A 23,543-nucleotide genomic window follows, 5' to 3' on the forward strand; every position below is an offset into this window, starting at 1 on the left:
GGTGGGCACGCTTCGCTTTGCCCACCCTACGCATCCCTGTTCTTTGCTATAGTTCGACTCAAGCCCCAAATAGCCCGGCGTTCGAACCATGCAGACCCCTCCCTCCATCGCCACAAAATCCTTCTCCGACGCCGGCCTTGCCGTCGCCCGTCTTGAGGAAATCTACGAGCGCAACACAAAATTCCTGCGCGACCGATTCGAAGCCTATGTCTCAGGCGAGGCGATCACGACGCGGGTGCGGGCCTATTATCCCTTCGTCCGCCTCACCACCGCGACGTATGCGCGGTTGGATTCGCGTCTTTCCTATGGCTTCGTCGCGAGACCCGGCGTGCACGAGACCAGCGTGACGCGGCCGGATTTATTCCGGACCTATCTGACCGAGCAGATCGGCCTTCTGATCCAGAACCACGGCGTTCCCGTCGAGATCGGCGAGTCCAATGAGCCGATCCCGATCCACTTCGCCTATCGCCGCGACATCAACATCGAAGCCGCTATCAGCACCAGCGAGAATTCGCCGGTTACGCGCTCGCTGCGCGATGCCTTCGACGTGCCTGATCTCGCCGCCATGGACGATTCGATCGCCGACGGCACGTTTGAGCTGCAGCCGGGTGCGGCCGAGCCGCTGTCGTTGTTCCGCGCTGCCCGCGTCGACTACTCGCTGCGCCGGCTCTATCACTACACCGGCACCGATCCCGAGCATTTCCAGAACTTTGTCATTTTCACCAACTACCAGTTCTATGTCGATGCCTTCGCGCAGCTCTGCCAACAACGCCTCGAATCCGGCGAGGCCGGTCTCGAAGCTTTCGTCGCGCCCGGCAACGTGATCACGCGCAGCGGCGGCGCGACGACCCGAGATGCGCCCGTCCGCACGCCGCAAATGCCCGCGTTCCATCTGGTTACATCAGGCTATCGAGGCATCACCCTGATCAATATCGGCACCGGTCCCTCCAACGCGCGCAATGTCACCGATCACGTCGCGGTGCTGCGGCCGCATGCCTGGCTGATGCTTGGACATTGCGCCGGCTTGCGCAACACCCAGCGACTCGGCGATTACGTGCTGGCGCATGGCTATGTGCGCGAGGACCATGTGCTCGATCGCGAGCTGCCGCTATGGGTGCCGATCCCGGCTCTGGCCGAGATGCAGGTCGCATTGGAGCAGGCGGTCGAGGATGTCACCGGCCTGGAAGGCTTCGAGCTCAAGCGGCTGATGCGCACGGGTACGGTCGCGAGCGTCGACAACCGCAATTGGGAGATCTCCGGGCCCGAGGTTATTCGCCGCATGTCGCAATCGCGCGCTGTCGCGCTCGACATGGAATCGGCCGCGATCGCCGCCAACGGTTACCGCTTCCGCGTGCCCTATGGAACGTTGCTCTGCGTCTCCGACAAGCCGCTCCATGGCGAGATCAAGCTCGCCGGCATGGCCAGCGAATTCTACCGCCGCCGCGTCGGCCAGCATCTCGAGATTGGTCTCAAGGCGCTCGAACGGCTCAAGCAGCAGGAGTCAGAGCGGCTGCATTCGCGCAAGCTGCGCAGCTTTGCCGAAGTCGCGTTTCAGTAGGGCGCTTAATTTTGCTGGAAGGGCAGGAGAGCTGTCTTACGCACGGTTGAGTCTCGTTAGCACTGCGTCAGGGAATATCGAAGCCAACGCAGGGTTATCAATCGGTCCGGGGCCGCTTGGATCGAGACAGGAGACAGAAATGATCGAAACGATGATCAGGTTCGTTACTCTGGGAACGTTTGCGGCACTGCTGGCTTCCCCGGCGTATGCCGCAGGAGGTGGTGGAGGGGGCGGTGGCGGAGCTGGCGGAGGCATGGATCCTTTTGCGAGCACCTATTCAGCTCCAAGCACGGCCCAACCGGCCTATCCGAAGCGCTCGGGAACAAAGGCCACCCAAAAGAACAGGAAGCCCAACAACCAGTCCAGCATCGACGATCCCGCATTCGCGACCGGCTACCGCCTGGCCTATGACACCATCTACCAGCGCAACGACTATGCGAACGCGATTGCGCAATTGAAGTCGCTTGGCCATGACGACCATCCGAACGTCGCCAATCTCATCGGCTACTCCTACCGCAAGCTTGGCGATTACGAGCAGTCGCAGGTCTGGTACGAGCGCGCGCTGAAGGCGGATCCGAACCACGTCCTGACGTGGCAGTATTACGGGCTGTGGCGCAACTCGAGCGCGGCAATCGCGAGCAGGCGCTCTATCATCTGAACCGGATCGCAGCGGTCTGCGGGACGGATTGCGAGGAGTACAAATCGTTGGCCGCGGCACTGGAGAAGCCGACTGGGACTGCGCTCGCCTATTAGGGGGCCACGACGCGCCTTGCGGCTAAGGTGACAAGCCGCCGGATTTTGCATTGTCCCGTTCGGGGGTACGAACGGGACAATGGGATGCCGCTGACGCGCGACAAGATCATCGGCCATGACCTCGAACGGCTGGCTTTTCGCTTCACCATGACGAATGACGGCGACGTCGTGCATTGCCAGATCAGCGATGCCGCGATGGACGAGCTTGCGGGCATGCAGGGTACCGAAAGCAGCGCACGGCAGGCACAGTTCATGTCGCTGCGCGAGACGATTGAGCGGCTGGCCTCAAATCTCTACGACGAGGCGCCGCGATTCAAGGGCTATGTGGTGCGGATTTTTACGCGGCATTTGGGAAGGTGATGCCCCCATCGTCGTCTGGCGAAAGCCAGGACCCATACCGCGAATTCCATCGATGGTGCGAAGTGCTAGTCCCGAACGACCAGCCGTCGCCCAACGCCTCCCTGCGGTTATGGGTCCTGGCTTTCGCCAGGACGACACTGAAATTGAGGCGAGGGCTTTCCCCCTCTTTCGAGAAGCCCAGCAGCTCACCCCTCCAGCTTCTTCAACAACAGCTTCAGCGCCGTCGCCGCGAACACCTGCATGTTGGCAAACCGATCGCTACTGCCCGTCTCCAGCGTTATCACCTCAGCCGCGGGACCCGACACCGCCATGCAGCTATGGCCGGCGGCGTCGCCGTAGCGGTTGCCGGTCGGGCCGGCTGCACCGGACTCGGACAGGCCCCAATCGGAGTTGAAGCGACCGCGCATCTGTTCGGCCAGAAGCTTCGCGTAGGGCTCCGAGGAGGATCGAAAGCCCTTCATTCCTTCGTCCGAAATATCCATCAGAACACGCCTGGCGTGGCGGGTGTAGACCACCGCGCCACCGAGGAAATAGGCGGAGGCGCCGGGCACCGCGAGGAGGCTCGCCGCGATCAGGCCGCCGGTCGAAGATTCCGCAACCGAAATGCTTTGCTTGCGCGCGCTCAGTTTTGCCGCGACCAGTTCCGCAATGCCGATGAGCTCTTTCATCCCGATCACCCCTTGTCCCTTCGCAACTGAGCTCCGCCTTCCTAGCATATGACAGAAGCCTTGGCCGAGTTGCGGGCGGAGGGCAGGCCTGCTTGAATGGCGGACAAGGCGAAGCGGCCAAGCGCCGGCCGCAACAAGGCACGACGAGGAAACGTAGGAAGAGAGACGTCATGGTGTCCCTGATCGCCGGCGGGGTGGATTGCGACGTGCATCCGGCCGTACCGCACCTGACCAGCCTGCTGCCGTACCTGAACGACTATTGGCGCGATCAGGTGACGACGCGCGGCATGGTCGATCTCGTCTCGCAATCCTACCCGAAAAACTCGCCGATCGTGGCGCGGCCCGATTGGCGTCCCGGGAATGGCAAGCCGGGTGAGAGCCTGGAGGATATGCAGCGCCATGTGCTCGATCCCTTCCAGCTCACGCACGCCATCTGCAACCCGCTTTACGGCGTGCAGATGGTGTTTTCGGAAGATTTGCAGGCCGCGTTCTGCCGCGCGTTGAACGAATGGCTCGCGAAGGAATGGCTTGATCGCGATTCCCGGCTGCGCGGCTCGATCGTGATCCCGACGCAAAGCGTCGAGAAGGCAGTCGCCGAGATCGAGCGCTGCGCCCAGGACAGGCGCTTCGTGCAGGTGTTGATGCTGGTGATGGGTGACACGCCGCTCGGCAAGCGCGCGCTGTGGCCGATCTATGAGGCGGCTGAACGACACGAGCTCCCGGTCGGGATTCACGCCGGTTCCGCCTATCACAACCCGCCGACCGCGGTGGGATGGGGGTCCTATCACATCGAGGATTATGTCGGTCAGGCTCAGGCATTTCAGACCCAGCTCACCAGCCTGATCGTCGAGGGCGTGTTTGCCAAATATCCGCGGCTGAAGATGGTCATGCTGGAGTCCGGCGTCTCCTGGATCTCGCCCTTTCTCTGGCGCCTGCACAAGTTCTGGCGCGGGGTGCGGATGGAGACGCCCTGGGTTGATCGCGCGCCGCTGGAAATTGTGCGCAGCAACATCCGCTTCTCGTTACAACCATTTGATGCGCCTCCGGACGAAGCGACATTAATTCGCCTGTTTGAGCATATGCAGTCCGACGAATTGGTCCTATTCTCCACGGACTATCCGCACTGGCAGTTCGATGGCCTGGACGCGCTGCCTCAAGGTCTGTCCCCCGATCTCGTGCGCAAGATCATGATCGACAATCCGCATGCAACCTATCCCCGCCTGACGTGAGCCCGCTGCCAAAGGAGGCAAGGCGATGAATATCCAGTTCCGCGAGAGCACAGAAGCTTCTTCCCCTTTGACGACGAAGACCGCGATAGCGGACTGCGACATCCATCCGGCGCGCGCGACCCGCACCGAGCTGTATCCTTATCTCGCCAAACGCTGGCAGCATCATCTCGAGATCTACGGCGTTCATGCCTATCAGGGCATGATGGAAGGCCCGCCCTATCCGAAGGCGCAGCCCAATGCCTCGCGCCGCGATGCCTATCCGCCGGAGGGCGGCCCGCAGGGCTCATCTCTCTCCTTCATGCAGACGCAGTTGCTCGATCCCAACAATGTGCAGTTAGGCGTGCTCAATCCGCTCAATACCGGGCAGGGCATCCGCAATCACGAGCTCTCCGCCGCGCTGTGCTCAGCCATCAACGACTGGCAGATCGACAAATGGACCAGCAAGGACAAGCGGCTGAAGGCCTCGATCGTCGTCGGCAATGAGGATGGCCTGTCGGCCGCGGCCGAAATCCGCGAGCGCGCCGGCGACAAGAACTTTGTCCAGGTGCTGCTGCTCAGCCGCAATGTCGAGCCGCTCGGCCAGCGCCGCTATTGGCCGATCTATCAGGCCGCGGAAGAGGCGGGTCTTCCGGTTGGCGTGCATGCTTTCGGCTTCGGCGGGAATCCGATTACGCCGTCGGGCTGGCCGTCCTATTACATCGAGGAGATGGTGGGACACTCGCAGTGCCAGCAATCGGCGCTGGCGAGCCTCGTGCTGGAAGGCGTGTTCGAGCGCTTCCCGAAGCTGAAGATGGTGATGATCGAGGCCGGCTTCGGCTGGGCGCCGTCGCTGGCGTGGCGGCTCGACAAGGTGTGGCAGCGGCTGCGCAGCGAAGTGCCGCATGTCAAACGGCCCCCGTCGGAATATATCCGGGAGCAGGTGTGGTGGACCACGCAGCCGATGGAAGATCCGGAGCGGCGCGAGGATCTGTTCGACGTCATCAACTGGATCGGCTGGGACCGGCTGCTGTTCGCGACCGACTATCCGCATTGGGACTATGATGAGCCCTCGCGCGTGCTGCCGGCAGGTGTCAGCGAGGCCAACCGCGAGGCGTTTTATCTCGGCAATGCCAAAAAGCTGTACGGAATAGCTTGATGGCGCGGCATGTGATTGCCGCGGTGGATGAGCTTCCGCCGGGCACGCGAAAATTTCTGGAGATCAATGGCCGGCCGATCGCGGTCTTCAATATCAAGGGCGAGTATTTCGGCCTGATGAACCGCTGCCCGCATCAGGGTGCGGCGCTATGCGAAGGTCCGCTGATCGGGCTGGCGCAGTCCAAGGATCCCGGCGAGATCGAATACACGAAACTCGGTGAGATCATTCGCTGCCCCTGGCACGGCTGGGAGTTCGACATCCGCACCGGCCAGTCTTATTGCGACCCCCGTCGCTTCCGCGTGAAGGCCTATCCGGCCCATGTCGAGCCGGGTCCGAGCGTGGTGAAGGGCCCGTATGTCGCCGAGACTGTCACGGTGAAGGTCGAGAGCGATTACGTGGTGGTGGAATTGTAAAGCCCCTGCTGTCATTCCGGGGCGATGCGAAGCATCGAGCCCGAATCCATTGTGCGACAGGAATGCTGGGAGAAATGGATTCCGGGCTCGCCCTTCGGGCGCCCCGGAATGACAACGCCTAGTGTCCCGCCACTGGCTCGGCCGCCGTATCATATGTCGTCACCGCCTGGCGGCCACCGCGATAGACGATCGATGCGGCGATGATGCCGAGCACGGCCGCGAACATCAGCCAAAGGCCGGGCGACGCCTTGTCGCCAGTGTGCTCGATCAGCAAGGTCGAGGCGAACGGCGTGAAGGTGCCGAACAGGGCTGCGGCGAGCGCGAAGGCGAGCGAGAAGCAGGTGGTGCGGACATGTGCCGGCACGATCTCGACGAGAGCACCGAGCATGGTGCCGCTATACATGCCGAAATAGAACGAGAACATCATCTCGACCGCGAGCAGCTTGCCGAAGGTCGGCGCCGCCACCAGCCAGCTCAGTGCCGGATAGGCGGTGAGCAGCGCCAGGGTGGCGATGGCGAGCAGCACCGGCTTGCGGCCGATCCGGTCGGACAGTGCGCCGCCGACCGGATTCCAGATGAAATTCGTGACGGCGACCAGCAACGTGACCAGCAGCGCATCCTGCGTCGACAGTTTCAGCACGGTCTTGCCGAAGGTCGGCGTGTACACGGTGACGAAGTAGAACGTCGTCGTGGTCAAGACGGCGATCATCATGCCGAGGATGACGATACGCCAGTTGGCGAGCGCGGAGGCGAATACCTCGTTCGCGGTCGGATGCTTCTTCATCGCGAGGAAGGCGGGAGTTTCCTCCAGCGTGCGCCGCAGGAAGAAGATCAGCGGAATGATCATGCAGCCGACGAAGAAGGGAATGCGCCACCCCCAGGCTGCGACCGTGTCGGCCGGCATCACCTCGGAGAGGAGATAGCCGAGGATCGAGGCCACGAAGATCGCGACCTGCTGGCTCGACGACTGGAACGAGGTGTAGAAGCCGCGGTTGCCGGGTGTGGAGATTTCCGCGAGATAGACCGACACGCCGCCGAGTTCGACTCCGGCGGAGAAGCCCTGCAGCAGGCGTCCGACGAGGACGATCACGGGTGCTGCGATGCCGATCGTGGCGTAGCTCGGGCAGAACGCGATCACGACCGTGCCGATGGCCATGATGCCGAGCGTCACGATCAGGCCCTGGCGACGGCCGATGCGGTCGATGTAGGCGCCGAGCACGATCGCGCCGACCGGGCGCATCAGCGCGCCGAGCCAGAATACGCCAAAGGTGTTGAGCAGCGATGCGGTCTCGTTGGTCGAGGGGAAGAACGCCTTGCCGATCGCGGCGGCATAGAAGCCGAACAGGAAGAAGTCGAACTGTTCGAGGAAATTGCCGCTCGTGGCGCGCAGGATCGCGCCGATGCGCGACTTGATTGCGGGCGGATTAGTTGCTGGTCCAGCCATTGACGTTACTCCCTGGAAGGCGTGGCCGGACCGGAATTCATTTTCACGGCAAGGCGACAGATTGTTGCTGTGACAATCTGTCTAACCCCTCTCCCGCGCGACGTTGCGAGTCAACCCATTTCACTGCGGAAGCTGATGATTTTTCACGCTTTATTCTGCGTTGCAGCGATCATCCACTGGCGAAACGCGGCGAGCTTCGGTGCTTCGCGGCGGCCTTCCGGCGAGACCAGATAAAAGCCGGCGTCCGCCGGCAGCGCGATCTTGAAGGGGACCACGAGCCGGCCTTTGGCGATATCGTCGCTGACATAGGAGGTCCGTCCCATCGCGACCCCGATGCCGTCGATCGCGGCCTGGATGGTCATGAAGATCATGTCGAAGGTGATGCCGGGCTGCTTGGCAATGTCGGCCGGCAGGCCCGCCGCCGTCAGCCACAACCGCCAGTCGTCGCTGTTGGCGTTGGAGGTGTGCAGCAGCGGATAACCTCGCAGATCGTCCGGCTGCCGCAGCGGCTTGTCGCCGCGCAGCAGCGAGGGGCTGCACACCGGGAACAGCTCGTCCGCCATCAACCAGTCGGCGCGCAGGCCCGGCCACTGGCCGCGACCATAGCGGATTGCGGCGTCGACATCGTCGCGCTGGAAATCGACGAGGCTGGTCGAGGTAGTGATGCGAACGTCAATGCCGGGATGCGCCTCCTGAAAATCGGTCAGCCGCGGCAGCAGCCACTTTGCGGCCAATGAGGCCAAGGTCGAGACCGTCAGCACCTTGTCGCCGTCCTTGCGCAAGAGCCGGTCGGTGGCAAGGCGGAGGTCGTTAAAGGCGGCGCGGACGCCGGGCAGGTAATCGCGCGCCTCCGGCGTTAGCGCCAGCGCGCGGTTCTGCCGGATGAACAGGCGGATGCCGAGCTCCTCCTCGAGCCGACGGATCTGATGGCTGATCGCGGTCTGCGTCACATTCAGCTCGCCCGCCGCCAGCGTGAAGCTGAGATGGCGCGCGGCGGCCTCAAACGCCCGCAATCCGTTCAGGGAGGGCAATCTGGCAGTCATTTGGCAGCATGATACATGAGGTTATTTCATGCGAATGGGTACAAATTGTCGTTTGTCGAAGCACGTGGACAGGAGGATATTCGCGTCAAATTTAGCTCAAGGAGCTGAAAATGTCCACTTGCACCGACAATTCGATGACAAATCATCATGCACCAGGCCTGATCTCCCAAGTCGGCGAAACCCTCCATGTTTGGCACGAGCGCTACCGGACCCGTCGTGAACTGACCCACTGGACCGACCGCGATCTCCACGACGTCGGCCTGTCCTGGAGCGATATCGCCTCCGAGGCTGAGAAACCCTTCTGGCGGGCCTGATTGGCCGCCAGGCCGGCGCCGCCTGATCACAGGGGCGCCGGCGGTCCTCTTTCTTGAGGCACGTGTCATGAGCACCCTCCGCCTGGAAGACCTGAAGCAATTTTCGGACGTGCTGCGCACCCGGCAGGGCGACGCAATCAACGTGCGCTACGTCGAGCCGCGCGACACCGAGGAGCTTCAGCACTATTTCCGCTCGCTCTCGACCTGCTCCCGCTACAACCGCTTCTTCGGTGCGCTCAGCGAGTTGCCGAAGGGGCTGCTGCACGAGTTCCTTCAGGTCGGCGCGCGCGAACGCTTTACCGTGGTCGCGACCAGGATGGTCGACGGCTTCGAGACCATCGTTGCCGAGTCGCGCTACGCCTTTCATGCCGAGACCTCGACGCTGGAGTTCGGCCTCTCGGTCGACGATCGTTGGCAGGGCCACGGCATTGCGACTGCGCTTCTGAAGAATCTGGAATGCCGCGCCGCCGCGCTTGGCGCCGAGCACATCTTTGGCGACACGCTGCGCTCCAACCAGGCCATGATCTCGCTCGCGCGCAAATCCGGCTTCGCGTTCGTCAATCATCCCGACGATTGGAAGCTGGTGCGTTTCGACAAGGAGATCCCCGTCGCGCCGAAAGAGATTCCTGCGCCAGCTGGCGTCTCGCAGCACTTTCCCGTCAGGCCGATAGCCCCTCAGCCTCGGTCTGACACACTCCGAGCCCGGCCTGGTGAAACCAGAGCCGGGTGTTTTTTTGTCTTCTCCCCACACCGTCATTCCGGGGCGCGCGTAGCGCGAACCCGAATCCATTTTACCGCGCGTTTTGCGGGCCGATGGATTACGGGTTCGATGCTTGCATCGCCCCGGAATGACGGCGCGAAGGGCGCCTTACTTCCCCGTGAACACCGCTTTCCGCTTCTCGATGAAAGCCTGCACCGCCTCCTTGTGATCGGCGGTGGTGGTGAGGCGGATCAGGCGTTCGGCCTCGTGGTCGCGGGCGGTCTCGAAATCGAACAACAGGGCCTCGTCGAGATTGTCCTTCATGTAGCGCAGCGCCAAGCGCGGCCTTCGGCGAGCGATTTGGCCAAGGCGAAGGCTTCGGCTTGAAGTTTGTCATCGGGGACGACTCGGTTGACCAGGCCGATGGCTTCGGCGCGCGCGGCATCGACGCGATCGCCGGTAAACAGCAGCTCGCGCGCCCGCGCGGTCCCAACGAGCCGCGTCAACAGCCAGGCGATGCCGTAATCGCCGGAGAGCGCGATGCGGGCGTAGCCGGTGGCGACGAAGGCCGATTGTGCGGCGATGCGGACATCGCAGGCCATGGCCAGCGCAAGCCCGGCGCCGACGGCGGGGCCGGGAAGAGCGGCGATGGTCGGCTTGCGCACCGACACCAGCGCGCCGGTGAGTAGCCGCTGCCGCTCCTGCAGATCGGCGACGCGGTCTTCAAGTGCCATCTCCAGCTTTTTGGGATCGCGATGCGCGCCCATGCCCTTGACGTTGCCGCCGGCACAGAACGCCTCGCCCGCGCCGGTGATGAGCAGCGCGCCGACATCGGGATTCTCGCCGCAGGTCCGGATCATCGTGCGCAGCGCCGGCGTCAACGTATCCGACAGCGCGTTGCGCGCCTCCGACCGGTTCAGCGTGATGACAGCGACCCGGTCGCGGATGACGCAGAGCAGTTCGTTCGTGCCGGTGTCGATGCTGATTTCGGTGGTCATTGTTGCTCCTTTCTTTCGTCATTGCGAGCGAAGCGAAGATTCCATGGGGGTGGATAGCAGCCAAGTCTGAGGCCAGACTGAGGTTGCTGAAACACTCAACCTGGAGACAATGATGTTGCTCGATCATCCTTCCGACGGACTGGCCGCTATCCGCACGCAGTTTGGCGCAATTTTCGTGTCATTGGAACTGAGCCGCTCGACATGGCTGGTGACCTCGCTGTCGCCCGGCAAGGGCGAGAAGATGTCGAAGCGCAGCGTGGAGGCCGGCGATCTTGCGGAACTCTTGAAGCTGTTTGCGGAGCTGAAGCGCAAGGCACAGGCGCGAACGGGTGAGAGCTATCCGATCATCACGATCCAGGAGGCGGGGCTGGACGGGTTCTGGCTGCACCGCGCCTTGCAGCAGGAAGGCATCGAGAGCCACGTGGTCGATCCGGCCTCGATTGCGACGCCGCGCCGGCGCAGGCGGGCCAAGACGGATCGGCTCGATGGCGAGACGCTGTTGCGGGCGCTTCTGGCCTATAAGCGCGGCGAGCCGCGGGTCTGCGCGATGGTGGTGGCGCCCTCTCCGGAAGCGGAGGACCGCCGCAGGCTTTGCCGCGAGCGGCGGACATTGATCGCCGAGCGGATCGAGCATGTGAACCGGATCAAGGGCGTTCTGTTCGCGCAAGGGATATTCGGCGACGTGCCGCTGCGGCGCGATCGACGGGCACGGCTCGAAGCCTTGCGGACCGGAGATGGGCGCATGCTGCCGGCGCATCTGAAGGCCCAGATCAGCCGCGAGCTCGATCGTCTCGAACTGCTGCTCGACCAGATCGCGGCGGTGGAGCGCGAGCAGGAGGCGTTGCTGGTCGTGAGCAAGCCAGCCGGGGAGAAGGCGGATCCCGTCACGATGCTGCTCGCCCTGAAGAGCATGGGCCCGAACTTCGCGGCCGTTCTCTGGACGGAGGCGTTCTGGCGGCAATTCGCCAACCGCCGTCAGGTTGCGTCCTATGCCGGTCTTGCGGCCACGCCATGGCGGAGCGGCGGCATCGAGCGCGAACAAGGGGTGTCGAAGGCCGGCAATCCGCGGCTGAGGACCACGATGATCCAGCTCGCCTGGTTGTGGATACGCCACCAGCCTCAATCGGCGCTGACCCAGTGGTTCAAGGCCAACAGCCAGCGCGGCCGCAAGCGCACGATCGTGGCGCTGGCCCGCAAGCTGCTCGTGGCCTTGTGGAAGTACGTGACCGCCGGCGTCGTGATCGAGGGAGCCGTGATGAAGACCGTCGCCTGATGCAACGCTTCCCGCAGCCTTAAAACCAATCAGCCGAGGAACGATCAGCCTCGGCCGATCCGGGGTGGACGAACCGATGGATTGCATGGCTTCAAACGCCGCAACGAAGAATGGTCCCGTCCTCTCGAGCCTGCCCGCCGCAAGCGGAATGTTGGTGCAGTCGCTACCGCGCGACGACCGGATGTGAGTTTGATCTGGCACGCAAAACCAGATTGTCAAAACCGGCTCGACCCTGAGATCGCTGAACCATAAGGAGGAGTTCGCCCGCGGCCTCCCGACCACACAAGCCTGATGGCGTGCTCGATCACGTCAAGGTCAAGCCGCTGCGCGGCGGCTCTAACGAGCCGACCTTGACGCGATCTCCGCGCGCCATCCGAAACATCCCGCGGTCGGGACGAAGAGCTGGCCTGCAATCGAACAAAGAGCTGAACAACCGCCTTGACACACCTAATCCCCATGTGAGCAATCCAGACCGTCTCAGCGGAAATAATCTGGATTGCTTCGTCGCTCCGCTCCTCGCAATGACGATTCTTGTGAATTTATTGCCTTCAAAACTTCTCCACCCAGGGCCGCAGCTCCAGCTCCCAGCTCCAGGCGCTGCGCGGCTGCTGCAGCACGTTCCAGTAGCTCTCCGCAATCGCGTCGGGATCGAGCATCGAATCCGGCTTGTCGGGTGCTTCCGTCCGCGCCGCGCTCTTGATGCCGCCATCGATGACGAAATGCGCGACATGGATGCCTTGCGGCGACAATTCGCGCGCCATGCTCTGTGCCAACCCGCGCAGCGCGAACTTGCCCATCGCGAACGGGGCGGATTGCGCATAGCCCTTGACGCTGGCTGACGCGCCGGTGAACAGGATCGCGCCATGCTTGTTTGGCAGCATGCGCCTGGCGGCCTGCTGCGCCACCAGGAAACCACCATAGGCGCTGACCGCGATCGCATTCGCGACATCCGCCGGGACGAGATCGACGAACGGCCCGCGCGCGCGGCCGCTGGCATTGTAGACGACGAGGTCGGGCGTGCCGATCTCGCGCTCGACCAGGCCGAACAGGCGCTCGACCTCCTCCGGCTCGGTGGCGTTGCAGGCATAGGCCTTGGCGCCGGTCTGGCTGCAGAGCGCGCCTAACTTCTCGATCTTTCGCGCGGCAAGCGCAACGCGAATGCCCTGCGCGGACAGCAGCCGTGCCAGCGAGGCGCTCAGGCCTTCGCCGGCGCCGACGATGAGGGCGATCTTGTATTTCGGATGTTCCATGGCGTGATCTCTCGGGGATGGGACGCCGCTGATCTATGCATCCGCTACGCAGACAACCAGCCGGGACACTAGCTAGGTCGATCACAATTCCGCAGAGCGAATTGCTCCTTCACGGCGATCATGCCGCCCTGACAATTTGCGGCTTTATCGCCTCTCTCGATGAGAGCATGATCGACATCATCCCAAGCGGCAAGCGATAAGAATTGCCGTCGGGCGGAAACGAAGAGGACGATCATGCACAAGCCGGCCACAGCGCAGCCAAATGATGTCGCGGTCGCACCATCCGGCCTGCTGGCGCCCGATACCACAGGCATGAACTTCTACCGCGCCGATCAGGCGCTGACGGATCTTTGCGCATCCATCTGCCGGAGACGCTGTTCCGGCACATCGAGCCGCATCTCGACCGGCTCGGCGAGTTGGCCGGCGGCCGTCTCGACGAATGCGCGCGGCTCGCCGACCGTCATACGCCGGTGCTGCACCAGCGCGACAAGTTCGGCCGCGACGTGCAATGGATCGAATATCACCCGGCCTATCGCGAGCTGGAGAACGCCGCGTTCGGTGAGTTCGGCATCCACGCGCTCTCGATCCGCAAGGGCATCATGGGCTGGCCCGACAAATATCCTGTGGTGGCCAAGCATGCCTTCACTTTCTTGTTCAACCAGACCGAATTCGGCATGGGCTGCCCGATCAACGTCACCGACGGTTGCGCAAAGCTGCTGGCGAATTTCGGCAGCGAGGCGTTGAAGGCAAAATATCTGGACGGCCTGACCCAGACCGACATGAGCAAGCTGACGCAAGGCGGCCAGTTCATGACCGAGAAGGAAGGCGGCTCCGACGTCGGCACCTTAACAACGCGCGCGGTGCAGGAGGGCGACCATTGGCGCCTCACCGGCGAGAAATGGTTCTGCTCGAATGCCGATGCGAGAGTGGTGATGTTGCTGGCGCGCCCCGAAGGCGCCGGCCCCGGCACGCGCGGCGTCGGCCTGTTCCTGATGCCGCGCTTCCTCGATGACGGCTCGCAGAACCACTACCGGATCGTGCGTCTCAAGGACAAGCTCGGCACCCGCTCGATGGCCTCGGGCGAGATCAAGCTCGAAGGCGCGATCGCCTATGCCGTCGGCAGGCTCGACCGCGGCTTCGTGCAGATGGCCGAGATGGTGAATTCGTCGCGGCTCTCCAACGGCGTCAAATCGACCGCGCTGATGCGCCGCGCCTATCATGACGCAATGACGGTCGCGAAGAACCGCGTCGTGTTCGGCAGCCGCATCATCGACTTGCCGCTCGGGCGGCGGCAGATGCTGAAGATCATGCTGCCGGTCGAGCAGGCGCTGTCGATGAGCTTTCTCACCGCCGATGCGCTCGACCGGGCCGAGGCCGGCAGTCAGGACGCCGCGGCGCTACTGCGCATCCTGACGCCGACCCTGAAATTCCGCGCCACGCGTGATGCGCGAAAAGTCTGTGGCGATGCGCTCGAGATGCGCGGCGGCATCGGCTATATCGAGGAATTCGCCACGCCGCGCCTACTGCGCGATGCGCATCTCGGCGCGGTCTGGGAGGGCACTGGCAACATCGTCGCCATCGACGCACTCCGCCGCGCCGTTGGCCGCCACGGCGCAGAATCCGCGCTCGCTGCCGATCTGAATGCCCGCCTCGACGACAGCGCCTCGGTGCCGCAGGCCTGGCGCGACAATTTGCGCGGTCTCGTCGATCGCGCCGTCGGCTTCGCGCGCGAGGTCGCGGGCAAGTCCGAGAATGAAGCCGACGCACGCCGCGCCACCAGCCTGCTGTATCACGTCGCAAGCGCGGTCGCGCTGGCCTGGGAAGCGCACCGCATCCACGAGATGCGTGGCGATGCGCGCCGGCTGTTGTTGTCGCGTCTCGTCGTCGATCACCGCGTCGCGCCGAGCGATCCGTTCCGGCTGACGGAAAATGCCACGCAGGCGAAGATTGCCGCGTTTTTGCTCGGCGAGCGCGATGCCGGCATGAGCGAGGTTGGCGAACTGGTTCTGGCAGCGTAGGCTCTCTTCACCTCTCCCTATGGGAGAGGTGAAGACTTGCGTTCAACGAAAATCATAACAACGAGGGAACACCGATGAAGGCCGCTGTCCTCTATGAAGTCAACAAGCCGCTGGTCATCGAGGATGTCAGCCTGCCGAAGCCCGGCCCCCGCGAAGTCCTGATCCGCACGTCGGTCGCCGGGCTCTGCCACTCCGATCTGCACTTCATGGAGGGCCTCTATCCGCATCCCCTGCCCGCGGTGCTCGGCCATGAATCGGCGGGCATCGTCGAGCAGGTTGGCTCCGACGTCACCTATGTGAAGCCGGGCGACCACGTCGTCACCTGCCTTTCGGTGTTCTGCGGCACCTGCGACAACTGCACGACGGGCCGCACCGTGCTCTGCACCGACACGACCGTGAAGATGCTGCCGGGCGCGTCGGACCGGATGCAATGGAACAGGCCGGAGAAGCTGAACCAGTTCCTCAATCTCTCGTCCTTTGCCGAGCAGATGCTGGTGCACGAGAATGCGATCGTCAAAATCCGCAAAGAGATGCCGCTCGATCTCGCCGCGCTGATCGGCTGCGGTGTCATCACGGGCTACGGCGCAGTGGTGAACACGGCGAAGGTGACGGCCGGCGAAACGGTCGCCGTGATCGGCTGCGGCGGTGTCGGCATGGCCGCGATCAATGGTGCGCAGATCGCGGGCGCCGGCCGCATCATCGCCATCGACACCAATCCGGCAAAGCTCCAGCTCGCGACGAAGCTCGGCGCCACCGACATCATCAATCCTGCCGATGGCGACGTCGTGAAGCAGGTGCGCGACCTCACCAATGGCGGCGTGCATCATTCCTTCGAGGTGCTCGGCCGCAAGGAAACCGCGGAGCAGGCCTTCGCCATGCTGGCCTCCGGCGGAACCGCCACCATCGTCGGCATGATCCCGTTCGGCCAAAAGATCGAGCTGCACGGTTTCGACTTCCTGCGCGAGCGCCGCATCCAGGGTTCGTCGATGGGCTCGAACCACTTTCGCGTGGACATGCCGCGTCTGGTCGACTTCTACCTGCGCGGCCGGCTGCACCTGGAGGACTGGATCTCGGCCAAGCTGAAGCTGTCCGAGATCAACGAGGGCTTTGCCAACATGAAAGCCGGCAAGACGCTGCGAAGCGTGATTGTGTTTGATAGCTAAGCGCAGGTGTTATCGCCCGGCTTGTTGTCCGGAAAATCCAGTATTCCAGAAACGCTATTGTCTGAACCGAGAGGCCGCGGTGTACTGGATGCCCCGCCGTCGCGGGGCATGACGGCGGAGAGTGGGACGGCGATGCGGGCCGCTCACCGCGACACGTGCGCAGACACCGCGAGCCACTTGCCGTTCTTCTTCGCCCAGCAATCGGTGTAGCGCCCGGTCGCCTGCTGACCATCCGAAGTGGTGTAGCTGGTTGCTGCGTGAATGATCGCGAAGTCGCCCATGATGCGGATGATGACGTCAAACGCATGCAGATCGCGGATCGCGACCGGCCGCGCGGTCTGCTCCAGGAAGGCGGTGCGGTCGACCAGCGTCTTGTCCGGATTGGAGCAGTAAAACTCCGGCGCCAGGATCTCGTCGAAGCGTTTCACATCGCAATTCTGCACGGAGGCGACATAGTCACGGTTGAGTGCGGTGAGCTGTTCGAGGTCCTGGCTCATGACGTTTCTCCGTCCTCAGTTATCTACTTCGTCATTGCGAGCGCAGCGAAGCGATCCAGAAATGTTTCCGCAGATGCGGATTGGATTGCTTCGTCGCAAGGGCTTCTCGCAATGACGAGGCGGCATCAATCATCAAACATCTTCGGCGGCACGAACCCGCCGAACTCGCGCTCGATCAGCTCGGCCAGTTTCAGCGGCGTGCGGTCTTCAAGCCATGGGCCGACGATCTGGACGCCGACCGGCAGGCCATCCGGCGCGAAGCCGGTCGGGATCGCGGTCGAGGGCAAGCCGGGCAGCGTGGCGATGCCGGGCCAGGCGAGCTGGTCGGGATAGACGTGCTCCTTGCCGTCGATTGTGATGCGGCGGGTCTCCTGGTCCGGCGAATGGTCGTGCGGATAGGCCGGCGTCGGCATAATCGGGCAAATCACAGCGTCGAAAGTCCTGAATAGCTCTCGCCATTGTGCCCGCAGCCGTGTGCGTCCGGCGTTGGCCGCGACCCAGTCACGCTGGCTGAGTGCGATGCCGCGCAGCCGCTCGGCGGCGAGACTGTTGTCGCCCTCGGGGAGCGCGGCTGCTGCCGCCTTGGCGCCGGCATAGATATCGGGCGCAAAACTTGCGGCGAGGAACGACATCAGCATGCGCATATAGAGCCGCGACGAGGCTGCAAAGTCCGGCAGCAGCGGGCTGCTCCGCTCGATCTTGACGCCTGATTTGGCGAGATTGTCGGCGAGCGTGTTGATGGTGCCGCGCACGGCGGGGTCGGTCGGCAGCACCGCATCGCTGTCGATCACCAGCACGCGAAAATCCCTGAACGCGATGTGACGCGCCGCGGGGAGCTCGAGCTTGTAGGCGATGCCGGCTTCGATCGGGTCGGGGCCGGCCATCACGTCCAGCACCAGAGAAAGGTCCGCAGCGCTCCGCGCCATCGGACCGATCACCGACAGATCGCGCTCGAACGGCAGAGGCGGCGCCGGCGGCGCGACATGTCCGCGCATGGCGACGAGGTTGAAGGTCGGCTTGTGCGCATAGACACCGCAATGAAACGCCGGTACGCGCAGCGAGCCGCCGATATCAGAACCGATCGACAGCGGGCCATAACCGGCGGCGAGGGCCGCCGACGAGCCGCCGGACGAGCCGCCCGGCGTACGGCCGAGATCGTAGGGGTTGTTGGTTGTGCCGTAGATGTCGTTGTAGCTCTGCCAGTCGCCGAGCGCGAGCGGGACGTTGGTTTTGCCGACGATGACAGTGCCGGCGTCCTTCACCCGGGTGACCGGCAGCGAGTCTTCCTTGGCAATGAAGTCCTTTTGCGCGGGATTGCCCCAGGTCGTAGGCAGGCCGGCGATATTGTAGGACTCCTTCACCGTCATCGGCAGGCCGAGCAGCGGCTTGCGCTCGCCGCGGGCCAGCGCCGCATCCGCCTCCCGCGCTGCGGCGAGCGCACGATCGAAATCCCGCACGCAGATCGCGTTGACCTTGCCGTCGTGCCGCTCGATGCGGCCGATCGCATCCTGCGTGAGCTCGACAGCGGAGACCTTTTTCGCCGCCAATGCGGCCGACAGCGCGACCGCGCTCTTGTAACTCCATTCCGATTTCGCCACGACATGCTCCTGCGTTTCACTGGATGGATGATGCGCAGTTTAGCAGGATGTCGCAACCGCCGTTTGATCGCGATTGCCATGCGGGTTTCTGTCATCGCCCGGCTTGACCGGTTGAATCCGCCCAGTACTCCGAGACGGTTGTGATGGAATCGAGAAGCCGCGGCGTACTGGATGCCCCGCCTTCGCGGGGCATGACAGCGTGTGTGACGCTGCTACGCCGCCCCGATCAAAATCCCCACCGCCAGCACGATCGCGCCGCCGAGCACGATCTGGAACACGGCCTGGAGGAACGGCGTATCCATGTAGCGCGCGCGGATGAAGGCGATCGCCCACAATTCGAAGAACACGACGACGCCGGCGATGGCGGTCGCGATCCAGAATGCGTTCGGCCATGCGTCCGGCACGAGATAGGGCATGGTGTGGCCGAGCCCGCCGAGCGTCGTCATCGCGCCGCAGGTGATGCCGCGCAGCCAGGGCGAGCCCCGTCCCGTCAGCGAGCCGTCGTCGGACAGCGCCTCCGCAAAACCCATGCTGATGCCGGCGCCGATCGAGGCGGCAAGGCCGACCAGAAACGTCTGCCAGTTCTGGTGCGTAGCGAACGCCGCCGCGAACAGCGGCGCCAGCGTCGAGACCGAGCCGTCCATCAAACCGGCGAGGCCCGGCTGCACATATTGCAGCACGAACATCCGCCGCCGCGTGCGGTCTTCTTCGGCGCGAACGTCCGGCTTGAGGATATCGCCCGTCAGCGCGACCGCGCGATTTTCGTGATGCTTCTCTTCTTCAGCGAGATCGCCGAGCAGGCGGCGCACGCCGACATCGTCGGCTTGCTCGGCGGCGCGTGCGTAGAAGCGCTCGGCCTCGAGCTCCATGGTCTCGACCTCTTTCCGGATCGTATCGAGCGGCAGGTTTTTGGTCAGCCAGATCGGGCGACGGCGCAGAAATCCTTGACGTCCTGGCGGCGGATCGGCGGCAAATGCGGACCGAAACGCTTTTCATAAAGCTGCAGGAGGCGATGGCGATGGCCGCGTTCCTCCTCGGCCATTTCCTCGAAGATCTTGGCCGTATCAGGGTAACGTTCCCGCAGGTCCTCGGCGAAGGACATGTAGATGCGGCTGTCCTCCTCTTCGGAGGAGATTGCGACCGCAAGCACCTCGCGCTCGGTCAGCTCGGAAAAATTCTTCACGGCCTGTCTCTATAGTGGTAGTTTAGAACTATTCTAATCTATAGAGAGGCTGTTCCCCGGGGTCAATTCCGGCGGCTAGCCGCTCGAGCGAGTTCCGGCCTTGGCGAGGAATTCGAGCAGCAGCCGGCTGACCTCGGCAGGCTGCTCCTGCTGCACCCAATGGCCGGCGCCATCGACGAGATGACAGCCGAGCATCATGGTGCAGCCGCGCCTTGCATCGCCTCGAACACGCCGGGGCGCTGATAAGTGCCCCAATCCTGCTTGCCCGAGATGAAGCACGAAGGCACGTCGATGCTGCGACCCGAGAACAACTGCATCTCGTTGTTGAGCATGCCTGACGTGCCATAACGATACCATTGCAGGCCGCCCTGGAATCCGGTGCGGGCATATTCGGCGCTGTAATAGGCGAGGTCGCTGTCCGGCAGCCATCGATTGGCGGCGATCGCGGCCGGCGAGGGCATCTCCTTTGCGACCGTCTCGGCCATGGTCTCACCGAGGTCCATCACGTAATAGGTCGGCAGTTTTGCGAGCTCGCCCGCCGACCACGATTCCAGCGGATAAGGCTTGTTGTCGGTCCAGTCCGCGCTCTTGTGATGATAATAGGCACGCAGGAAATCATGCACGCCTTGCGGCGCGTGCTGCATGTCGGCGTTCGCGGCGCGCGTCGCATAGTACCATTGATAATGGATGCGCGGGCGCGGCCGTGCGGCGAGTTCGCGATGCACGGGATCCTCGACCGCCGGCTTCGCCGGACTATCGACCGTGTCGAAGGGCAACAGCGGCGCTCCGCCGAACGGCGCGCTCATCAACGTCACCGAACGAAACACGTCGGGCCGGATCAGCGCGCACCACGCCGCGACCGGACTGCCGAAATCGTGTCCGGCGAGATCGACCTGTTTGTAGCCGAACGCCGACACCAGGGCGAGCGCATCGCGCGCGAGGTTGAGCAGAGAGAACGGGGTGAGGTCGCCGTCGTAATCCGCTGTCCAGCCGGTGGTGCGGCCATAGCCGCGCTGGTCCGGCGCGATCACGTGATAGCCCGCGGCTGCGAGCGCTGGCATGACCTTACGCCAGGAGAAGGCGAGTTCGGGAAAGCCGTGCAGCAGCAGGATGCAGGGACGGCCCCTGGTCTCGAAGCCCGCCTCCAGTACATGCATGCGCAGACCGTTGATGCCGTCGACATACCGCGAGCGGATGCCGGCGGGGAGGGGATGTCGGGGAGTGCCGTCATTGCTTTCTCCACACAGGCAATATCGTAAGGTGGGCAAAGCGGAGCGTGCCCACGTTAGGAGTGGTGGGCACGGCGCGCGAAGCGCGCCTTTGCCCACCCTTGCACCTCCGCCAGGTCACACCGCCGCGCAAACGAAGCCGCTGCCCTTGCGCTTGATCTTCCCAACCGACGGTGACGGGAAATGCGCGGTGCAGCACAGCGTGTCAGTGTCGCAATAGCGCTCCAGAAAACTGCGGCGAGTGACTGCAGCCGCTGCCTGATCGACATCGAACTTCACCGACATCTCCGGATAGAGCGTCTGGATCGGCGAGTGCATGAGATCGCCACTGAAGACGGCGTCGTCCTTGCCGCGGCCGAAGGTGAATGCGACATGGCCGGGCGTGTGACCCGGCGTCGGCACGATGCGGACGTGATCGCCAATCTGGTGGTCGTTGCCGACCACCTCGTGCCGCTTGGCCTCGACGACCGGCAGCACGCTATCGACGAACGGCGGCACCGGCGCCTTCGCATTCTGTTCGGACCAGTAGTCGAACTCCTGCTTGGCGAACACATAGCGCGCGTTGGGGAAAGTCGGCACCCAGCGGCCGTTCTCCAGCCGCGTGTTCCAGCCGACATGATCGACATGCAGATGCGTGCACATCACGAAATCGATGTCGTCGACGGAGACGCCTGCAGCGGCGAGCCCGCGTTGATAGTTGTCGTCGGTCTTCATGTTCCATGCCGGCCGCTGCGGCCGCGGCTTGTCGTTGCCGATGCAGCTGTCGACCAGAATGGTGTGATGCGGCGTCTTGATGACATAGGACTGGAAACACAGCATCAGCGTGTCCTGGTCGTCGAGCGCCTTGGCTTCGCGCATCCACGCCCGGTTCTCGGCCAGCACTTCCGGTGTGAGACTGGGGATGAGCTCCAGCGCCGGGAAGAAGGGTGCTTCCTGTTCGATGATTCGATGGATGGTGAGATCGCCGACCGAGTATTTCAGGCTCATGAGAACTCCCGCCTTTATGCCGCTGGCGGCGCCGAGATCTTCACCGACGGCCGCTCCAGCATCTTCTGATGGAAAGCGTCGAGCTTGGGATAGGCCTTGCGCCAGCCGCAATCGGCGAAGCGGAAGTCGGCATAGCCGAGCACGCAAACGAGGCCGATCTGCGAGATATCGAACGGACCGTTCAGCACATCGGGCATGTTCTCGAAACGCGCCATGCCGGTCCAGGCCCGGTTCCAGTGATCGTCCGACCACGCCTGCCATTGCAGGCCCTGCGGCCGCACCATCTTCTCGTAGCGGCACAGCAGCATGGAATCGAGCATGCCGTTGATCAGCGAGTGATTGGTCTTGGCCATCCAGCGCCGCGGACCGTAATCCGCGATCAGGCTGCCGCCGGCCATCTCGTTGAGATATTCGACGATGACATAGGAATCCAGGATGACGTCGCCGTCATCAGTGATCAGCACCGGCAGCTTCTTCAGCGGCGTGATGCGCGAATAGTCCTCGTTGGCCGTGCCGGGCGCGACGGTTGCGGGCGTGAATTCGATCTTGTCGATCAGCCCAAGCTCGATCGCGGCGATGCGCACCTTGCGGGCGAAGGGCGAGGCGGCGGAGAAGGAGAGTTTCATGGGGAGTCTCCTGACGATGATCCGGCAGTAATTTCCGTCATTGCGAGCGAAGCGAAGCAATCCAGACTGTCTCCGCGGAAATAATCTGGATTGCTTCGTCGCTTCGCTCCTCGCAATGACGGGGAGAGGACCGAGACGTTACGCCGCAACGATCTCCTGGCGCTGCTCGCCGAGGCCTTCGATGCCGAGCGTGACGACATCGCCGACATTGAGGAAGGTCGGCGGCTTCATGCCGAGGCCGACGCCGGGCGGGGTGCCGGTGGTGATGATGTCGCCCGGCAGCAGCGTCATGAACTGCGAGACGTAGGAGATGCATTTGGCCATCGAGAAGATCATGGTCTTGGTCGAGCCGGTCTGGCGGCGCTGGCCGTTGACGTCGAGCCACATCGACAGGTTCTGCACGTCCTTGATCTCGTCCTTGGTGGCGAGCCAGGGACCGACCGGGCCGAACGTGTCGTGCGACTTGCCCTTGGTCCACTGACCCAGGCGCTCGGTCTGGAAGTTGCGCTCGGAGACGTCGTTGCAGACGCAATAGCCGGCGACGTGGTTCAGCGCATCGGCTTCCGAGACGTATTTTGCCCGGGTGCCGATGATCGCGGCGATCTCGACTTCCCAGTCGAGCTTGGTCGAGCCGCGCGGCTTCTCGACCTTGTCGTTCGGGCCGGAGAGCGAGGTGTTCGCCTTCATGAAGATGATCGGCTCGGTCGGAATGGCGGCGCCGGTCTCCTTGGCGTGGTCGCTGTAGTTGAGGCCGATCGCGACGAATTTCGAGATGCCGGTGACGGGCGCGCCGAACCGCGGCTTGCCGGAGACCGCGGGCAGCGAGGCGGGGTCGATGGCGGCGAGCTTCTTCAGCGACTCCGGCGAATAGGTCTCGCCGGTCAGATCCTTCACATGCGCCGACAGGTCGCGCAACTGGCCGGATTTGTCGATCAGGCCGGGCTTTTCCGCACCCTTTTCGCCGTAACGAACAAGCTTCATTCTCGTTTCTCCCTTGGGATGGACTGATCGGTTAAATAGCTTCATGGAACAGGGCGGCGGGAAATTCAACCGCTCAAAGGGGGCGCATTGCAGCCCCTCCTTGGTGGGGTGGCCGCCCCACGA

Annotated in this window: 19 protein-coding genes and 5 pseudogenes; 11 read left to right on the plus strand and 13 right to left on the minus strand. The window is 63.5% G+C overall.

Going from position 1 to position 23,543, the window contains the following annotated elements:
* The first annotated feature begins 88 nt into the window (after nucleotides 1–88).
* The 3 genes and pseudogenes from ACTGJ9_RS08250 (at nucleotide 89) to ACTGJ9_RS08260 (ending at nucleotide 2,671) form a co-directional block, all read left to right on the plus strand.
* On the plus strand, nucleotides 89–1,558 hold the full coding sequence (locus ACTGJ9_RS08250) for an AMP nucleosidase (RefSeq protein ID WP_456676659.1): 1,470 nt from the start codon (nucleotides 89–91) through the stop codon (nucleotides 1,556–1,558).
* A gap of 139 nt (nucleotides 1,559–1,697) precedes the next feature.
* A pseudogene (locus ACTGJ9_RS08255) lies at nucleotides 1,698–2,311 on the plus strand (tetratricopeptide repeat protein).
* A gap of 84 nt (nucleotides 2,312–2,395) precedes the next feature.
* A complete protein-coding gene (locus tag ACTGJ9_RS08260; RefSeq protein WP_456676660.1) occupies nucleotides 2,396–2,671 on the plus strand; it encodes a DUF1488 family protein in 276 nt (91 codons plus the stop codon).
* Nucleotides 2,672–2,856: 185 nt separating this feature from the next.
* Here the strand turns inward: ACTGJ9_RS08260 and ACTGJ9_RS08265 are convergent, their stop codons facing one another.
* Nucleotides 2,857–3,339 carry a CinA family protein gene (locus ACTGJ9_RS08265; protein WP_456676661.1) on the minus strand — a complete coding sequence of 161 codons (483 nt, stop codon included), beginning with the start codon at nucleotides 3,337–3,339 and terminating at the stop codon, nucleotides 2,857–2,859.
* Between the two features lie 170 nt (nucleotides 3,340–3,509).
* Between ACTGJ9_RS08265 and ACTGJ9_RS08270 the strand changes: the two genes are divergently transcribed.
* The 3 genes from ACTGJ9_RS08270 to ACTGJ9_RS08280 are packed head-to-tail and all read left to right on the plus strand — an operon-like array spanning nucleotide 3,510 to nucleotide 6,116.
* Complete coding sequence (locus ACTGJ9_RS08270) at nucleotides 3,510–4,568, plus strand: amidohydrolase family protein (protein WP_456676662.1); 1,059 nt, start codon at nucleotides 3,510–3,512, stop codon at nucleotides 4,566–4,568.
* 25 nt (nucleotides 4,569–4,593) lie between these two features.
* Complete coding sequence (locus ACTGJ9_RS08275; RefSeq protein WP_456676663.1) at nucleotides 4,594–5,703, plus strand: amidohydrolase family protein; 1,110 nt, start codon at nucleotides 4,594–4,596, stop codon at nucleotides 5,701–5,703.
* Nucleotides 5,703–6,116 carry a Rieske (2Fe-2S) protein gene (locus ACTGJ9_RS08280; protein WP_456676664.1) on the plus strand — a complete coding sequence of 138 codons (414 nt, stop codon included), beginning with the start codon at nucleotides 5,703–5,705 and terminating at the stop codon, nucleotides 6,114–6,116. Before ACTGJ9_RS08275 ends, ACTGJ9_RS08280 begins: the two co-directional genes overlap by 1 nt.
* A 118-nt stretch (nucleotides 6,117–6,234) precedes the next feature.
* Here ACTGJ9_RS08280 and tcuC read toward each other — a convergent pair whose 3' ends face one another.
* Complete coding sequence (tcuC, locus tag ACTGJ9_RS08285) at nucleotides 6,235–7,560, minus strand: tricarballylate/proton symporter TcuC (RefSeq protein ID WP_456676665.1); 1,326 nt, start codon at nucleotides 7,558–7,560, stop codon at nucleotides 6,235–6,237.
* A gap of 143 nt (nucleotides 7,561–7,703) precedes the next feature.
* A complete protein-coding gene (locus ACTGJ9_RS08290) occupies nucleotides 7,704–8,603 on the minus strand; it encodes a transcriptional regulator GcvA (protein WP_456676666.1) in 900 nt (299 codons plus the stop codon).
* 110 nt (nucleotides 8,604–8,713) lie between these two features.
* On the opposite strand from ACTGJ9_RS08290, the gene ACTGJ9_RS08295 reads away from it, so the two are divergent.
* Nucleotides 8,714–8,917: a DUF1127 domain-containing protein gene (locus ACTGJ9_RS08295; protein WP_456676667.1), complete on the plus strand. Its 204-nt coding sequence runs from the start codon at nucleotides 8,714–8,716 to the stop codon at nucleotides 8,915–8,917.
* Between the two features lie 67 nt (nucleotides 8,918–8,984).
* Nucleotides 8,985–9,607: pseudogene (locus ACTGJ9_RS08300) on the plus strand (GNAT family N-acetyltransferase).
* 178 nt (nucleotides 9,608–9,785) lie between these two features.
* On the opposite strand, the pseudogene ACTGJ9_RS08305 reads toward ACTGJ9_RS08300, so the two are convergent.
* Nucleotides 9,786–10,615 (minus strand): annotated as a pseudogene (locus ACTGJ9_RS08305) (enoyl-CoA hydratase).
* Nucleotides 10,616–10,724: 109 nt separating this feature from the next.
* Between ACTGJ9_RS08305 and ACTGJ9_RS08310 the strand changes: the two are divergent.
* Entirely contained in the window at nucleotides 10,725–11,888 is a 1,164-nt protein-coding gene (locus tag ACTGJ9_RS08310; RefSeq protein ID WP_456675946.1) for an IS110 family RNA-guided transposase, read from the plus strand.
* A gap of 548 nt (nucleotides 11,889–12,436) precedes the next feature.
* Here ACTGJ9_RS08310 and ACTGJ9_RS08315 read toward each other — a convergent pair.
* Nucleotides 12,437–13,138, minus strand: a complete 702-nt coding sequence (locus ACTGJ9_RS08315) for an SDR family NAD(P)-dependent oxidoreductase (RefSeq protein ID WP_456676668.1) — start codon at nucleotides 13,136–13,138, stop codon at nucleotides 12,437–12,439.
* Between the two features lie 234 nt (nucleotides 13,139–13,372).
* On the opposite strand from ACTGJ9_RS08315, the pseudogene ACTGJ9_RS08320 reads away from it, so the two are divergent.
* Nucleotides 13,373–15,156, plus strand: a pseudogene (locus tag ACTGJ9_RS08320) (acyl-CoA dehydrogenase family protein).
* Nucleotides 15,157–15,230: 74 nt separating this feature from the next.
* Nucleotides 15,231–16,319: a Zn-dependent alcohol dehydrogenase gene (locus ACTGJ9_RS08325; RefSeq protein WP_456676669.1), complete on the plus strand. Its 1,089-nt coding sequence runs from the start codon at nucleotides 15,231–15,233 to the stop codon at nucleotides 16,317–16,319.
* Nucleotides 16,320–16,462: 143 nt separating this feature from the next.
* On the opposite strand, the gene ACTGJ9_RS08330 is transcribed toward ACTGJ9_RS08325, so the two are convergent.
* The 8 genes and pseudogenes from ACTGJ9_RS08330 to ACTGJ9_RS08365 all read right to left on the minus strand — a co-directional run bounded on the left by ACTGJ9_RS08330 (nucleotide 16,463) and on the right by ACTGJ9_RS08365 (nucleotide 23,420).
* Complete coding sequence (locus ACTGJ9_RS08330; RefSeq protein WP_456676670.1) at nucleotides 16,463–16,816, minus strand: nuclear transport factor 2 family protein; 354 nt, start codon at nucleotides 16,814–16,816, stop codon at nucleotides 16,463–16,465.
* Between the two features lie 125 nt (nucleotides 16,817–16,941).
* Nucleotides 16,942–18,414, minus strand: a complete 1,473-nt coding sequence (locus tag ACTGJ9_RS08335) for an amidase (protein ID WP_456676671.1) — start codon at nucleotides 18,412–18,414, stop codon at nucleotides 16,942–16,944.
* Nucleotides 18,415–18,626: 212 nt separating this feature from the next.
* Nucleotides 18,627–19,597: pseudogene (gene mbfA, locus ACTGJ9_RS08340) on the minus strand (iron exporter MbfA).
* Nucleotides 19,598–19,672: 75 nt separating this feature from the next.
* The gene (locus ACTGJ9_RS08345) at nucleotides 19,673–19,795 is read right to left on the minus strand and encodes an alpha/beta fold hydrolase (protein WP_456676672.1); all 123 of its coding nucleotides are present in this window, start codon (nucleotides 19,793–19,795) and stop codon (nucleotides 19,673–19,675) included.
* Nucleotides 19,792–20,754, minus strand: a complete 963-nt coding sequence (locus ACTGJ9_RS08350) for an alpha/beta fold hydrolase (protein WP_456676673.1) — start codon at nucleotides 20,752–20,754, stop codon at nucleotides 19,792–19,794. Before ACTGJ9_RS08350 ends, ACTGJ9_RS08345 begins: the two co-directional genes overlap by 4 nt.
* A 189-nt stretch (nucleotides 20,755–20,943) precedes the next feature.
* Complete coding sequence (locus ACTGJ9_RS08355) at nucleotides 20,944–21,813, minus strand: MBL fold metallo-hydrolase (protein WP_456676674.1); 870 nt, start codon at nucleotides 21,811–21,813, stop codon at nucleotides 20,944–20,946.
* Nucleotides 21,814–21,827: 14 nt separating this feature from the next.
* Nucleotides 21,828–22,439, minus strand: coding sequence for a glutathione S-transferase family protein (locus ACTGJ9_RS08360; RefSeq protein ID WP_456676675.1), 612 nt, complete (start codon nucleotides 22,437–22,439; stop codon nucleotides 21,828–21,830).
* A gap of 138 nt (nucleotides 22,440–22,577) precedes the next feature.
* The gene (locus ACTGJ9_RS08365; RefSeq protein ID WP_456676676.1) at nucleotides 22,578–23,420 is read right to left on the minus strand and encodes a fumarylacetoacetate hydrolase family protein; all 843 of its coding nucleotides are present in this window, start codon (nucleotides 23,418–23,420) and stop codon (nucleotides 22,578–22,580) included.
* Nucleotides 23,421–23,543 lie beyond the last annotated feature (123 nt).

Source organism: Bradyrhizobium sp. RDM12, assembly GCF_051917485.1.
GTDB lineage: Bacteria > Pseudomonadota > Alphaproteobacteria > Rhizobiales > Xanthobacteraceae > Bradyrhizobium.

Excerpts from the sequence above, each read along its gene's own strand:
- ACTGJ9_RS08345 (WP_456676672.1), bottom strand. The coding sequence starts at position 19,795 with ATGATGCTCGGCTGTCATCTCGTCGATGGCGCCGGCCATTGGGTGCAG.
- ACTGJ9_RS08310 (WP_456675946.1), top strand. The coding sequence starts at position 10,725 with ATGATGTTGCTCGATCATCCTTCCGACGGACTGGCCGCTATCCGCACG.
- ACTGJ9_RS08270 (WP_456676662.1), top strand. The coding sequence starts at position 3,510 with ATGGTGTCCCTGATCGCCGGCGGGGTGGATTGCGACGTGCATCCGGCC.
- ACTGJ9_RS08260 (WP_456676660.1), top strand. The coding sequence starts at position 2,396 with ATGCCGCTGACGCGCGACAAGATCATCGGCCATGACCTCGAACGGCTG.
- ACTGJ9_RS08295 (WP_456676667.1), top strand. The coding sequence starts at position 8,714 with ATGTCCACTTGCACCGACAATTCGATGACAAATCATCATGCACCAGGC.
- ACTGJ9_RS08275 (WP_456676663.1), top strand. The coding sequence starts at position 4,594 with ATGAATATCCAGTTCCGCGAGAGCACAGAAGCTTCTTCCCCTTTGACG.
- ACTGJ9_RS08280 (WP_456676664.1), top strand. The coding sequence starts at position 5,703 with ATGGCGCGGCATGTGATTGCCGCGGTGGATGAGCTTCCGCCGGGCACG.
- ACTGJ9_RS08265 (WP_456676661.1), bottom strand. The coding sequence starts at position 3,339 with ATGAAAGAGCTCATCGGCATTGCGGAACTGGTCGCGGCAAAACTGAGC.
- ACTGJ9_RS08250 (WP_456676659.1), top strand. The coding sequence starts at position 89 with ATGCAGACCCCTCCCTCCATCGCCACAAAATCCTTCTCCGACGCCGGC.
- tcuC (WP_456676665.1), bottom strand. The coding sequence starts at position 7,560 with ATGGCTGGACCAGCAACTAATCCGCCCGCAATCAAGTCGCGCATCGGC.
- ACTGJ9_RS08330 (WP_456676670.1), bottom strand. The coding sequence starts at position 16,816 with ATGAGCCAGGACCTCGAACAGCTCACCGCACTCAACCGTGACTATGTC.
- ACTGJ9_RS08315 (WP_456676668.1), bottom strand. The coding sequence starts at position 13,138 with ATGGAACATCCGAAATACAAGATCGCCCTCATCGTCGGCGCCGGCGAA.
- ACTGJ9_RS08365 (WP_456676676.1), bottom strand. The coding sequence starts at position 23,420 with ATGAAGCTTGTTCGTTACGGCGAAAAGGGTGCGGAAAAGCCCGGCCTG.
- ACTGJ9_RS08360 (WP_456676675.1), bottom strand. The coding sequence starts at position 22,439 with ATGAAACTCTCCTTCTCCGCCGCCTCGCCCTTCGCCCGCAAGGTGCGC.
- ACTGJ9_RS08325 (WP_456676669.1), top strand. The coding sequence starts at position 15,231 with ATGAAGGCCGCTGTCCTCTATGAAGTCAACAAGCCGCTGGTCATCGAG.
- ACTGJ9_RS08290 (WP_456676666.1), bottom strand. The coding sequence starts at position 8,603 with ATGACTGCCAGATTGCCCTCCCTGAACGGATTGCGGGCGTTTGAGGCC.
- ACTGJ9_RS08350 (WP_456676673.1), bottom strand. The coding sequence starts at position 20,754 with ATGCATGTACTGGAGGCGGGCTTCGAGACCAGGGGCCGTCCCTGCATC.
- ACTGJ9_RS08355 (WP_456676674.1), bottom strand. The coding sequence starts at position 21,813 with ATGAGCCTGAAATACTCGGTCGGCGATCTCACCATCCATCGAATCATC.